The 12,911-nt window shown below is 70.2% G+C and carries 12 protein-coding genes and 2 pseudogenes; 7 read left to right on the plus strand and 7 right to left on the minus strand.

The genetic code is table 11. The features are described from left to right. Positions 1-93: 93 nt before the first annotated feature. Positions 94-2,160, minus strand: coding sequence for a neutral/alkaline ceramidase (locus tag ACFYNU_RS19680; protein WP_356591510.1), 2,067 nt, complete (start codon positions 2,158-2,160; stop codon positions 94-96). 161 nt (positions 2,161-2,321) lie between these two features. On the opposite strand from ACFYNU_RS19680, the gene ACFYNU_RS19685 reads away from it, so the two are divergent. Then, positions 2,322-2,759 carry a glutaredoxin domain-containing protein gene (locus ACFYNU_RS19685; protein WP_356591508.1) on the plus strand — a complete coding sequence of 146 codons (438 nt, stop codon included), beginning with the start codon at positions 2,322-2,324 and terminating at the stop codon, positions 2,757-2,759. A 69-nt stretch (positions 2,760-2,828) separates the two neighbouring features. Here ACFYNU_RS19685 and ACFYNU_RS19690 read toward each other — a convergent pair whose 3' ends face one another. Continuing rightward, entirely contained in the window at positions 2,829-3,647 is an 819-nt protein-coding gene (locus ACFYNU_RS19690) for an SAM-dependent methyltransferase (RefSeq protein WP_356591506.1), read from the minus strand. 377 nt (positions 3,648-4,024) lie between these two features. Here ACFYNU_RS19690 and ACFYNU_RS19695 point away from each other — a divergent pair, with 377 nt between their 5' ends. Beyond that, on the plus strand, positions 4,025-4,648 hold the full coding sequence (locus ACFYNU_RS19695; RefSeq protein ID WP_356591504.1) for a sigma factor-like helix-turn-helix DNA-binding protein: 624 nt from the start codon (positions 4,025-4,027) through the stop codon (positions 4,646-4,648). A 2-nt stretch (positions 4,649-4,650) separates the two neighbouring features. After that, positions 4,651-5,406, plus strand: coding sequence for a hypothetical protein (locus tag ACFYNU_RS19700; protein ID WP_356591502.1), 756 nt, complete (start codon positions 4,651-4,653; stop codon positions 5,404-5,406). A 50-nt stretch (positions 5,407-5,456) separates the two neighbouring features. Here ACFYNU_RS19700 and ACFYNU_RS19705 read toward each other — a convergent pair. The 3 genes and pseudogenes from ACFYNU_RS19705 to ACFYNU_RS19715 form a co-directional block, all read right to left on the minus strand. After that, positions 5,457-6,068: pseudogene (locus tag ACFYNU_RS19705) on the minus strand (transposase); the annotation flags it as partial. A gap of 41 nt (positions 6,069-6,109) precedes the next feature. Next, complete coding sequence (locus ACFYNU_RS19710) at positions 6,110-6,682, minus strand: hypothetical protein (RefSeq protein ID WP_356591500.1); 573 nt, start codon at positions 6,680-6,682, stop codon at positions 6,110-6,112. Between the two features lie 17 nt (positions 6,683-6,699). Next, entirely contained in the window at positions 6,700-7,320 is a 621-nt protein-coding gene (locus ACFYNU_RS19715; protein WP_356591498.1) for a hypothetical protein, read from the minus strand. 189 nt (positions 7,321-7,509) lie between these two features. On the opposite strand from ACFYNU_RS19715, the gene ACFYNU_RS19720 reads away from it, so the two are divergent. The 3 genes and pseudogenes from ACFYNU_RS19720 to ACFYNU_RS19730 form a co-directional block, all read left to right on the plus strand. Next, positions 7,510-8,127 carry a DUF6338 family protein gene (locus ACFYNU_RS19720; protein WP_356591496.1) on the plus strand — a complete coding sequence of 206 codons (618 nt, stop codon included), beginning with the start codon at positions 7,510-7,512 and terminating at the stop codon, positions 8,125-8,127. A gap of 295 nt (positions 8,128-8,422) precedes the next feature. Further along, entirely contained in the window at positions 8,423-9,454 is a 1,032-nt protein-coding gene (locus ACFYNU_RS19725; protein WP_356591494.1) for a CHAT domain-containing protein, read from the plus strand. Between the two features lie 100 nt (positions 9,455-9,554). Further along, a pseudogene (locus ACFYNU_RS19730) lies at positions 9,555-9,818 on the plus strand (transposase); the annotation flags it as partial. A gap of 16 nt (positions 9,819-9,834) precedes the next feature. Here the strand turns inward: ACFYNU_RS19730 and ACFYNU_RS19735 are convergent. After that, positions 9,835-11,043: an erythromycin esterase family protein gene (locus tag ACFYNU_RS19735; RefSeq protein WP_356591492.1), complete on the minus strand. Its 1,209-nt coding sequence runs from the start codon at positions 11,041-11,043 to the stop codon at positions 9,835-9,837. 89 nt (positions 11,044-11,132) lie between these two features. On the opposite strand from ACFYNU_RS19735, the gene ACFYNU_RS19740 reads away from it, so the two are divergent. Beyond that, the gene (locus ACFYNU_RS19740) at positions 11,133-11,846 is read left to right on the plus strand and encodes a MerR family transcriptional regulator (protein ID WP_356591490.1); all 714 of its coding nucleotides are present in this window, start codon (positions 11,133-11,135) and stop codon (positions 11,844-11,846) included. 23 nt (positions 11,847-11,869) lie between these two features. Here the strand turns inward: ACFYNU_RS19740 and ACFYNU_RS19745 are convergent, their stop codons facing one another. Continuing rightward, positions 11,870-12,877, minus strand: coding sequence for an aldo/keto reductase (locus tag ACFYNU_RS19745; protein ID WP_356591488.1), 1,008 nt, complete (start codon positions 12,875-12,877; stop codon positions 11,870-11,872). Between the last annotated feature and the right edge of the window lie 34 nt (positions 12,878-12,911).

Genomic DNA, 12,911 nt, shown 5'->3' on the forward strand with positions numbered 1-12,911 from the left:
GGGGGGGGGGGGGGGGGCGCCGGTGGGGGGCGCGCGGCCCGGGGGGCGGGGCGGGGGCCCCCCCCCCCCCCCCCCCCCGCCCGGCCGGAGTGCTCAGTTCACCGTGAACATGGGGGACGTCCCCGTGAACGGTGTGATCTTCCCGAGCAGGTTCTTCGAGTCGCCGTGGTGCACGATCCGGTAGGTGCCGGGAGCGGTGTCCGCCCCGATGTCCCACGTGACGGTGGCCTTCGACGTACCAGTCAGACCGTTGATACGCGTCCAGCGGTACTTCGTCCGCCAGTCACCGTCGTCCAGCACCCGCACCCACGCCCCGTCGACCAGCCGCTGCACCTCCAGGAAGGTGCCACCGCGGCGGAGGTTGTTCTTCGGGTGTCCGGTGGCGAACTCGACCGTCGCGGTACGGCCCCGGGCGTACGACGCATCCGGCGGGGTCAGCACATCCCCGAACGCGCTTCCCGGCGGCGGGTTGTCGTACACCACCCCGGTCTGGAAGTTGAACTGGCGGCCCGACTCGTCCGGCGGCGCCGTACCCCGGTCGAGCGCGCTCCCCTCGCGCAGAGACTTGGCGACCCGCGCGTACTCCTGCTGGTAGGCGGGCAGCGTGTACCGGCCGTAGAGCGTGGAGCCGCCCTCGTACTGCTGGGTGTCGTACTCCTCGGGTGTCGTCACGTACTGGCTGTAGGAGTTCGCGTACCCCTGGAGCAGCACCCGGTCGAGCGGGACACCGAGCTGCTCCGCGACGGTCCGGCGGACGCGGAGACCGGAGGTGATGGTGAACTCGCCCGGTCCCGCGACGAGATACAGCTCACCGATCTTCATGATCTGGAGGGGCAGGATCTTCGGGGTCACCGGATGGACGTTGCTCAGCAGGCCCGTGGGGACCAGGCTCGCCTTCGGGTACTGGCAGGTCGCCAGCCAGGCCGGGGTGTCGATCTGGAGCGCCTCGATGATGGAGGCGACCGGTGTGCGCATGCCCTCCTCGAAGCCGGGGATCGCCGGACCGTCCTCGACGCTGCCCGCGAGTGTGGACGCGCCCACCACGGCGGGACAGGTACGGTGCTCCTGCCCGTCCGGGGTGTAGGCCCCGTTCACCGTCACGTTCTCCATGTCGACGTACGCGAGCCGGGAGTCGACGCCGCCGCTGACGGGCTTCGCGCCCTCGTAGATCTCGCGGGCCTTGCCGAGCTGGCGCTCACCGAGGATGCGGGCGTTCTCGAACTCGTCCTCGGTGGGGCCCGATCCGGGTTTCAGATTGAGATTGGGGGACATGTCCCCGGCGTTGGTGTTGGGGAAGGCGGCGACGAACCCAGGGGTGTTGTCGAGATAGCGCACACCCTCCAGGTCGTGCTCCCACGCGTACGACGCGTAGCCCTTGTTGTCGGGGCTGATGAGTGTGTTCTTGTTGGTGATCGAGGTGTTGTGGGTGGCGAACCAGCTGATCGCGCCCGCGTCCTTGTCGCCCTGCCGGAACCGCAGCACGGTCATGGCCGGGTCGATGCCGCCGGGGAAGGCCGCCCGGTCGGCGGCCGGGTTGCGGTCGAAGGCGGTACGGGAGCGGTTGACACTGGCGTTGGTGAGTGTGCCGGTACCCAGGCTGATGGTGCCGGGCCGCAGATCGTCGTGGGCCTTGACGACGGACTCGACGATGCCGTCGACGATGGCCCGGTAGGTGGCGCTCTGGAAGCCGAGCACGGAGAGGTTGTACGCGACGTCGTGCGAGTAGCCGCCCGGCCCCGAGTGGGTGTGGGTGGCGGACAGCAGTACGTTCTCGTCGCCGTACAGGCTGCCGTAGCGCTCCTTGAGGCGCGCGACGACGCCCTGCTGTACGGACTGGAAGACCATCGCCAGGTCGGCGTTGACGTACACCACGCGCTTGCCGCTCGTCCGGTCGGCGACGACGAAGGCGCGTGAGCGCTGCCGTTGGTGGATGCCGGACGTCTTCTGGTCGAAGCTCGAGTAGCCCATCATCCCGGTCTCGGCGGCCTCGCCCGTGACGTCGGCGATGCCGCGCCCGACGAGGTAGCCCGCGTCGGCGGCGGCCCCGTCGGCGGAGGCGAGGGCCGGGGGAGGAGCGGTGAACGAGGCGGCCCCGAGGGCCGCGACGAGCGCCAGGACGGCGAGCCTGCTTCTGGAACGGCGAGCGGTGGGGGGTGACATGGGACCTCCTGGGCGGGGAGAGGCGCGGGACGGTGCCCCGACGGTAGAGAGGCGCACCCCGCCCCGCATAGATCTCTACCGGACAGTAAGCGGTGGATGCCGACGGGGAAGGGCTCGGCCCGGGGTCGGGCGTACGTCGGCGCGTCGGTAGCCTGCGCCTCATGACGCGCGCGTGGATTCTGCCGACGCTGTTCGTGCTCTGCGGCTCACTTGTCGCGGGCGCGCTGATCGTGGGAGGGGATCCCGGCGCGGCCGTCCTGCCCCTGCTCGCGTTCGTGGTGCTCGGGGTCCTGCACTCGCCGCTGGTCTTCCCGCGATCCATCGGGGCGCGGGAGGCGGAGCGCCGCAGCGCGCTCGACGGCCGGCCGGTCGTCTACTGGCGGCCGGGCTGCCGGTACTGTCTGCGGCTGCGCCGCCGACTGGGCCGTGGCGCCCGGCAGTTGCACTGGGTGGACATCTGGCGCGACCCGGCCGGGGCGGCGGCGGTGCGGGCCGTCAACGGCGGCGACGAGACCGTGCCGACCGTCTTCGTGGCGGGCAGGCCGTACGTCAACCCGGACCCGGGATGGGTACGCGACCAGCTTCCCCCACCCGTCTGACGCGAACGCCGCACGCCGCATGCCGCACGTTGTCCCGCCCCCCCCGTCAGCGTTCGCGTCCCGCCGGGGTCAGGGCTTGCGGGCGATCCCCGCGTAGCAGGCCGCTTCCGCGTCGGTGACGTTCTCGGCCTGGTCTTCGGGGGTGGGCCGCCACCGCTGGGTGGGGACGACGCCCGGGTCGAGCAGTTCCCAGCCGTCGAAGAGGCGGACGATGTCCGCGCGGGGGCGCGCCTGTCCGGGAGTGCCGGCGGCGCGGTACGCACCGGTGAGACGGGCGATTCCCTCGGGGTCGAAATCGGGGGTGACATGCGTGATGGTGAGGGTGCTCCCCGAGGGGAGCGCCGCTTTGAAATGTTCGACGATGCTGTGGGCGCCGCCGGCGACCCGGTCGTCGGTGATGAAGTGGAGCAGCGCGTTGAGGCTCAGCGCGATGGGCCGGGTGAAGTCGAGCGTGTCCGATATCTCCGCCGTGGCCAGGAGGTCGGCGGGGTCGGTGACATCGGCGTGCGCGTACGCGGTGCGGCCCTCCGCGTGGCTGTGGAGCAGCGCCCGCGCGTGGGCGAGGACGATCGGGTCGTTGTCGGTGTAGACGACGCGCGCCGAGGGGGTGACCTCCTGGGCGACCTCGTGGAGGTTGGGGGAGGTGGGGATCCCGGTGCCGATGTCGAAGAACTGGGTCATGCCCTGCTGTGCGAGGAACCGCGTGGAGCGTTGCAGGAAGCGGCGGTTGATACGCGCGGTGGCCAGGATGGAGGGGAAGGCGGCCAGCGCCTTGCCCGCGGCCTCCCGGTCGGCGGGGAAGTTCGTGGTGCCGCCGAGGTAGTAGTCGTACATCCGGGCCGAATGCGCCTGATCCAGCTTCAGGTCCACCGTGCCGTTGTCCGCCATGCCGCGCCCCCAGGTGCGTCGGTTCTCGATCGGGCCGGGTGTGCGCCGCGCCGACGCCCGCCTGTGCCACCGCAGTTCACTGCCCGCCGCCCACAAGGGGCAACCGCCGGAACTTGGCGCCAGGGTCACTCCCGACCACCGGAGTAGTCATACTATTGCTGGCAGTGAAGAAAGTTGGAGGATGGGCTGCGAAGAAAGCTCTTCCTCCGGTTGGCTGACGGGTAGAGACGCCAAGTTTCCGCCGATGTCCTCCGCCGTGGAGCGGCACGGTGATCAGTCACCCAAGGACACATGTGAATTTCGATCCGGAAGCCGTGGTGGTTCGGGGCACCGCCGTTCGGATCTTCGCGGGTCGACATAGGGACTTCTACGACGTGATGACTGCTCCTTCCCCCAAGGCACGCGGTGTCGATGCGAACGCTTCCCGGGACGACGCGCGGGAGGGACTGCTGGGTCTGACCTTCGATGCCTTCCACGACCACCACCGCCAACTGTGGATGCGTTACGCCCACACCCAGGTCGGCGGCCGGCCCGAGGCCGAGACCGTGGTGGACAACGCCTGCGCGCGCCTGAAAGGCGACTGGAAGCATGTACTGGCCCAGGAGTCGGTGCCCCGGTACGCGTGGTCGCTGCTGAAGGAAGAGGTCCACCACTGGCTGGACTCGCGCGGACTTCAACCGCTCCTGGTGGGCACCGCCGCCTTCCACGCGGCCGTCGGAAAGCTCCTCCGGCACGGGACACGGGACGGCACAGGGGACGGCGCCCGGGACGAGTTCGAGATCCTCGCGGGTGAACTCGGCCTCTACGGGGCCATCGCGGGGCTCCCCGAGCGGCAGTACGACGTCATCGTCCTGCGGTTCGTCCTGGGCATGGACGAGGAGCACGTCGCGGAGTATCTGGGCATCGAAGTCGCCACCGTACGATCCCATGTACGGCATGCCCGTCGACGTCTGGCGCGTGCGCTCGACGTGGACACGGACCCGACCGGGACGGAGGAGTAGACGTGCGTACCGACGACCCCGCCTCCATCAGAGACCTGCTGGACCAGGCAGAGGTACTCGCCGACACCTACGCCGACTACGACACCGAGGCCGCCCGTCGGCGCGTCAACGCCAAGGCCGGCCCGCCGAGTTCAGCCCCCGGTGCCGCCACTCCCGGCCCCGATCACGCCACTTCCGGTCCCGAGGTCCCGCGTCCCCCCGCCGCGCACGAGCAGGCCGCCCGCGATCTCGACCTCGCGGTCGCCCTCATCGTCGACACGCCCCAGGCGGCGACCGCCCTGGCACGGCTGGCCGACGACGACCGGCCGGACCCGGAGGGAGCGGTGGTCTTCGGCGCGCTGCTCCATCTGACCCGGGATTACGACGGGGCCCAGTTCTGGTGGCAGTTCGCCGCCGGCGGCGGCAACCGCACCGCCGCCTTCTGTCTCTCCCTCGCCCATGGGCGGCGTGCCGAGTTCAGCGACGCCAGACACTGGCGCGCACAGGCCCGCAGGCTGACCGGCCCGGACAGTGACGCACCGGCGGTGCCCGCCCGCCCGCTGCTGCCGGAGTGCATCCGCCACCAACTGCTCACCCAGTGCCGCTCAGGCAGCCGTCCCACGCTCCCGGCCCGGCTGGAGGCGGTCATCAACCGTCTCCCTGTCGACCCGGACCACGACTTCGGCACGATCCCCCGGCCGGTCCCCACCCTGACCCATGACCTCCCGCACAGTCACAGCCACGGCCACAGTCACGGCCACACCACCTCGCACCCGTGACACCCCCTAGGCGGTGTCTTGAAATGTCACGCCCACATCAGGAGTGATGGCTTGTAGATCTCACGGTCGAAGGCCGGCGGGCGGCCACCGCGGCTGCCTCGCCGGGCCCGGTTGCCGACCTGGTCGGCGCGCTCGGGAATCGTGTGCGGGATGCCACGGCGGCGGAGCCACGCGCGGATCGCCTTCGAGCTGTAGCCCTTGTCGCTCAGGATGCGATCGGGCCGGGTGTGGGGCCGTCCCGGCCCGGGGCACCTTGATCGCGTCCATCGCGATGGTGAACCGGGTGCGGTCGTTGGTGTTGCCGCCCGTGACGACGAAGGCGAGCGGACGGCCCCCGCCGCATGCTGGTGGGCCCGGACGATCGTGGAGTCGACGGACACCAGCCATTCGATGATGCCCGCCGCGTCCGTCTTCGCCTGAGCGGCCCGGATCGTCCGGTCGAAGTGCCGTCCGCCGCCCACCTGCGAAAACGCGTATGCAGCGTGGCCCATGGCCCGTAACGCCCGGGCACCTCCCGCCAGGCCGTCCCGGTCCGGAACTTCCACACGATCCCGTTCAGGACCCTGCGGTCATCCAGCCGCTTCCGCCCCCTCAACCGACTCGGGCAGCAACGGCCGGACGAACTCCCACTCAGCATCGGACAGTTCATGACGACGTACCACGACGCCATGATCCACCAACGATGATCATTTGAAGACACCGCCTAGTAGAGATCCTTACGGCGGATCTCGTGGAAGATCACCGGATCCGCCACCGGATGCCCGTTCCGGACCACGTAGTAGCCCTTCTCCGGGTTGTCACGGATCCAGCCGATCAGGTCCTCCAGCGCGTGCGCCCCGAACTTCTTCGCGCTCAGTCCGTACTGCACGGCCCAGGCCCCGTCCCATATCTGGTCGACCGTCTGATACGTGTGGTCGTCCATCTCCCCGGTGCCCAAGTCGCCCATGGCCATGCCCGACTGAACGTGCTTCTGCCGGATTGCCTTGACCATTTTCCCGAACCGGAGCGTGTACCGGAGCGTCTGCGCGAGATTCTCGATCCCGTGCACGGCGTGTCCGGCTCTGCCGGGATTCCAGACGAACTCCATCCGTCCGCCGTCGCTCAGGGCGAAGAAGTGACGGGCCACCGGATTGTGGAAATGGAGAAACGTGTCATGCGGCACGGCGAGGAACTGGATGTCCTCGACGACCAGTTTCCCTCTCCTGCCGCTCGCGAATTCCACGTCCGCCTGGTGGGGCAGGTGAGCTGTCAGTACCCCAGGGTGTTCGCCGGCCATACGTGATCCCCGATCTTTCAGGCCGCGTTGCGCTCGAATGAGACCGCCGCGACTTTCGAACCAACCGATTTCAGAGCGACGTGGTAAGTGACACCGAACATGTTCATGAAGTCGATCCTCCACGCGGACAGGGAAACGTCGTACTCGTCGCGGACGACGGTCAGACTCTCCGGATCGGCGATGCCGTAGTGCCGTGCGGCGCCTTTCCGCGCTACGGCGACCACGACTTTCAGCGGCGGAGCCTTCTCGCCCGGATCGGCGGAGTCGCCACGCCCGGGATCCGTCTCATCCACGGGAGAGACCGTGCCGGACCGGATCGAATTCCCCGGCGCCGCCGCGGGTGCGTTCTTCTTCTGCATGCGTTCCCACCGCTTCCGCCCTCCTTTCCACAGCGCGCGCCCCATGAGCACCGCCGACAGGCCACCTGCTCCGGCGGTGGCGAGGTCCAGCGCGTCATACTCGTCCCCGCCGGAGTCGTCTCCGCCGTCCGCGTCCGCCTGGGCGGCGGCCTCCAGCGCGGCCAGCACGGCGGGGTCTGCGTTGCGGAGCATGTCCTTCAAGAGTTCCGAGGCCAAACCGGTCTCCTTCAGACGAATCCACTGTCCGAGCCGGAACTTCCCCAGCCTCGCCGCTCCCACTCCTCCCGGAACGCCCCGATCGCTCCGCCGAAAGCGAAGTCGTCCCCTCCACCCGCCGTTGCATGCGCGCGCGCTCCGGCAACTGGCGTATGCCGGTCGGATCACCGCCGTCTCCTTCGGAATCTTCCTGTCCGGCGGGGGCATCTCTGTGACAATCGCTGGACTCTCGCTGTCGTTCCGGAGGTTCGTATGGGAGGGGCGCCGTCCACGGTCGCGCAGTTGGCGCTGCTGGTGATCGCGGTACTGCCGGGGGTCAGTTATCAGTTCGTACGGGAACGGCAGTTGGGCGCGGATCCCGGCGAACAGGATCTGACGGAACGGGTGCTGCGCGCCCTCACCTCCTCGGTGGCCCTGGATTCCCTGTACGCGGTGATCTTCGCGCCGTGGATCGTTCGCTGGGCAGACAACGGCCTGCGCGTTCCGAAGGATTCGGGCCAGTTGCGCTGGGCGGGCGCGGCGTGCCTGGTGTTCGTGTTTCTCGTGCCCGGGGCCTCCGCGTGGCTGGTCTGCGCGCTGCGTAAACGACGGCGGCAGAGCAGATATGTGGGAACGCCCAGCGCGTGGGACGAGGTGTTCCGGGACCTTCCGGCGTCGTTCGTCCGGGTGCGGATGAAGGACGGTACGTGGGCTGGGGGTTGGTACGGCCCGAGGTCGTTCGCCACGGCCTTCCCGCGCCCTCCGGAAATCTATCTGGAGCTGACGTGGGAGATGGGCGAGGACGGCGCGTTCGTCAGACAGGTCGAGCGGACGGACGGGATGCTGATCTCCGGCGCGGAGTTCGACCTGCTGGAAATTCTCAAGAACTAGACGGGGAAGAGGCCGGGGACCGTGACGAAGAAGCCCAGGAAGACGGAGAAGCCGGAGACGGGTACGGGTACGGCGGCGGGAGGGAAGAAGAGCTTCAAGGTGGACAAGTCCGTCGGCACCGACCAGCCGCGCGGGGGATACAAGCCGGCCAAGAGCGCCCGCCCGGGGACCGCGCCCTCCGGACGCGGAGGAGCGTCGTCGGGGGGCAACGGCGGCGCCGGGAACGGAAACACCGGAACCGGCACGACCGGCACCAACGGCGGTGCCGGAAGCCGGAGTTGAGGAGCGAGTCTCGATGTCCGTCGCCTCCCTCCGCGCCAGGCTGACCGGCCTCAAGGCAGAGGAAGCACGCATCCGCAAGGACCAGAGCCGGTACGAGGCAGCCGCCGCGCGGAGCAGGAAGCGGTCCGCGATCAACGGTGGAGCGGAAGCGGCCGACTTCGGAAGGAGAGCCGCGGACGCGGCCGCCCGCCTCGCCACCAACTTCCGCCGGCAGCAGCAGACCGCGGCGGAGCTCGGGCGGGCCGAGGAGAAGCTGCTGTCGGCCCGGGACAAGGCGGACCGCCGGAGACGTGAACTGGAGAAACGGCACGCGCGCGAGATCGCGACGATCTCGAAACCGGTGGTGCGGTACGTCCACGAGATCCGCCATGTCCCGGCCCCCGAGCCGGAGATGCTCCGGGTGCTCTATCTGACGGCCAATCCCACGGTCCTGGAGGAGATGGAGGACACCGACACGTACCGCGTCACCCGCATCCGGGTGGACAAGGAGGTACGGGACGTACGGGTCGAGATCGCCAGCGCGCTGCACCGGGACCGCATCGACATCGATCACTGGCCCGCCGCGACGCCGACGGACCTCCTGAACGGGCTGAACGAGCGAAGACCGCACGTCGTCCACTTCTCGGGCCACGGCGGCGACGGGGAGATCCAGTTCGACGACGGCACGCTGGCCGACCCCCAGAGCGTGCCCGTCTCCTACGACGCACTGGCCCGCGCCCTCGGCGCCACGACCACACCCCCGCTGGTCGTGGTGCTCAACGCCTGCGACACGCTGGACGGCGCCGAGGTGCTCCTCGCCACCGTGCCCGTCGTCATCGCGACGACGGGCGAGATCAGCGGGCTGGCGTCCCACCTGTTCGCCACCTGCTTCTACCGCGCAGTCGCCTCGGGCCAGAGCGTCCGCGCCGCGATCGACCAGGCGGTGTTCGCGATCGACACGCTGGCGGGCGGCAAGGGAGAGGTGATCGCCTCGCTCACGCGCGAGGGGGTGGACCTGGAGACGCTGATCCTCGTGGAACTCACGGAGAACGAGGACACGCCGTAGGCCCGCAGCACGGCCGCCCGCACCCCCGCCACCCGCTGCGCGGGGCTTCCCCCCCCACCCCGCCCCTTCCCGAAACCGGGGCTCCGCCCCCGAGCCCCCGCGCCTCAGACGCCGGCGGGGCTGGGGGTGGGGCATCCCGTACACGATTCCCGAGCGCGCCGACCAGGTCGGCAACCGGGCCCGGCGAGGCAGCCGCGGTGGCCGCCCGCCGGCCTTCGACCGTGAGATCTACAAGCACCGCGACGTCGTGGAACGGTGCTTCAACTGCCTCAAGCAGTGGCGCGGCATCGCTACCCACTACGACAAGACCGCCCAGTCCTACGAAGCGGCCGTCACTCTCGCATCACTCCTGATGTGGGCGTGACATCTGAAGACACCGCCTAGGGCACGTGGGGCAGGAACAGGACCGCGTCGAAGTCGCTGAGCGTGGCCGGGTCGAGCGGGAAGTAGCCGCGGTTGCCGGTGGTACGCCGGGTCAAGTCAGGCGCCGCCGCGACCAGTTGGGCCAGTTCGGCGAGAGGGACCAGCCGGGGCGTCGATGTCGTCGCGGCCAGCAGGCCCTCCACGGTGTTCGCCGGCGGTTCGCCGATGTCCCGGTGCGGCGCCGAACCGATCGCGGTGGCGACGGCGACATAGTCCGGGCCGAGCACACGCGACAGATGCGCACCGGCCGGGCTCCAGCCGGCACCGCGTGACGCATTGCGCCGCAGATGCTCGTTGTGGGCGAACGTCAGAACGGGACCGTGGCCCTGATCGTGCGCGCGGGTGGCGAGAGCGAGGAGATTGGCGGCCATCATCGCGTCGCGGATCCCCATGCAACTCTCCATCCGCTCCTGGGGATCGGTCCGGGCCAGCACCGCGTGGTAGGCGAGCAGACCGGTGGCGGTACGGGCCGCGAGTTCGGCGTCCCGCAGCGCCTCCGCCGAGTCGTCCTCCGCGAACCGGGGCGCCCGGGAGGCGAGCAGCCGGCCGAGATCGTCCGCGATCAGGCGCAGTTCGCGTACCTCGGCCGTGGCGCCGATGGACTGCGCGGGGTCCATCGTGGCGGCGGGGTTGGTCCACCGGGCCTCGTCACCGAGCAGATCCTCGATGCGGCCCCAGGTGTGCGGCAACGTGTGCGGTTCGGTCGCGCTGTTGGCCGTGAGGAAGGTGTGCAGCATGTCGAGGGCCGCACGCGGGCTGTGCGCCCCGCTCTCCGCGCTGTTCTCCATCGGCGCGTCGAACCCGGCGAAACGCACCTGGTCCGCCGGCGGCCGAGTCCGGTTGTGCTCGGCGAGCCAGGTCACCAGCGCGCGGTTGGCCGGCGAGGCCCCGAACCCGTGGCTGATGCCGTCGGCCATCACCTGGTCGAGGTGCCAGGAGCCGCCGCGTACATGGTCGTCGACCAGGCGACCGGCGAGACAGTCCGACTCCAGCGCCACACAGCGGCACCGGTCGCGGTCCACCAGTACCCGCAGCAGTTCGTTGCGCAGCCGGGGGAAGGTCTCCTCGCCGTGGAACGGCTCGCCCAGGGCCAGCAGACGGGAGTGCCGGGCGCGTTCGTTGAGGGACCACTCGATGGTTGTGTGCATCGATTCGTCAATTGCCATGGATTCGATGGTATCTTTGATGTTGCGGTTTAAACTTTACGGCGTTCAATGCCGGTCTCAGGGGCGACAACCTTAAAACGGAGTGGAACATGAGGCCGGTGGATCTCGCCCGCCCCCACGGGCTGTCCGGTCAGGCCGTACGCAACTACGAAGCCGCCGGCATCCTGCCCGCCGCCGGGCGCACCGACTCCGGATACCGGCACTACACGAGCGTGCACGTCGCCGCTCTGCGGACGTTTCTCGCCCTGGTCCCCGCCCACGGCCACGCCGCAGCCCGCTCGGTCATGACGCTGCTCAACACCGGCCGGACCGAGGAGGCACTCACCGTCATCGACCGCGGCCACGCCCAACTGCTCGCCGACCGGGGGACCCTCGACGCGGTCGAGCGCGCGCTGACGGAGCTGACCCACGCGCCCGAGGAGCGCCCCTCGCAGCGCGGCAACACCATCGGCGCCCTCGCCCACCGGCTCGGCCTCCGCCCGGCCACCCTGCGAAGCTGGGAGCGGGCCGGCCTGCTGCACCCGCACCGGGATCCCGCCACCGGGTACCGGACCTACACGCCCGGCGACGTACGCGACGCCGACATCGTCCACCAACTGCGCCGCGGCGGATATGTGCTCGCCCAGATCGCACCGCTTCTCGGCGAACTGCGCGACGTCACGTCCCCCGCGTCGGCCGCGTCCGCGATCGCCGAGCGCCGCCACCGTCTGCACACCCGCGCCCTCGCGATGCTCCGCGCGTCCGCCGAGACCGGTGAGTATCTCCACGAGCGGGACCGGCACCCGGACCACGGCCCGCACTGACGCCGGGTCTCCCCGGCCGCGCGTCAGCCGTGCCAGCCGGCGATCCGATCGATCATCTGGTAGGGGTAGTTCGGCGTCGGCGGCGCGCTGATCCCGGTAAGCCGGACGGTCGCCTTCTCGTCGAGACGCAGGGCCGCCGCGCCCAGCGACTCGCGCAACTGCGCGACCGTACGCGCACCGACGATCGGCGCGGTGACGCCCGGACGGTCGGCGACCCATGCCAGTGCCGCCTGACCGGGCGTCACTCCGTGCGCTTCCGCGACTTCGCGGACCGCGTCCACAACCGACCAGACCTCGTCGGTGTTCCGCCGGTGCCACGCCTCACTCGTCTGCTCCCCGGCCTGGGCGACCCGGGTGCCGGCCGGCGGAAGCCGGTCGCGCCGGTACTTCCCGGTGAGCCACCCCTGGGCCAGCGGCCCGTACAGCAGTGTGCCGACCCCGGCGTCCGCCCCGGCCGGCAGGACCTCCCACTCGACCGCCCGCGCGAGCAGGTTGTACTGGATCTGCTGGGAGACCAGCGGCGGCCCGCCCCGCTCGGCCAGCAGCCGCGCGAGTTTGGCGACCTGCCACCCGGCGAAGTTGCTGACGCCGACATGACGGGCCCTGCCCGAGGCGACGGTCTCGGCGAGGAACTCGACGATCTCGTCCACCCGGTGCTCGTCGTCCGGTCCGTGCAACTGGTAGAGATCGACCTGCTCCACGCCGAGCCGGGCGAGGCTGGCCTCGATCGCGCCGCGCAGATACGCCGGTGTCAGACTGGCGCCCGGATAGCCGAAGCGGCCCTTGGTCGCGACCAGGACCCGCTCGCGTACCCCCGGCCGGGCCTTCAGCCACCGGCCGACGATCCGTTCCGAGGTACCGCTTCCGTAGTTGTCGGCCGTGTCGATCAGGGTGCCGCCCGCCTCGGCGTACACATCCAGCATCTCGTGGGCCGTCGCCTCGTCCGTGTCACCGCCGAATGTCATCGCTCCGAACGCGAACCGGGACACGATCGGCCCCGAACTGCCCAACTGGCGTGACTCCACAGGCACTTCCCTCCGTCGACGCCCGATACTGGCAGTTGGA

The sequence above is a fragment of the Streptomyces sp. NPDC006643 genome (assembly GCF_042870175.1).
Classification (GTDB): domain Bacteria; phylum Actinomycetota; class Actinomycetes; order Streptomycetales; family Streptomycetaceae; genus Streptomyces.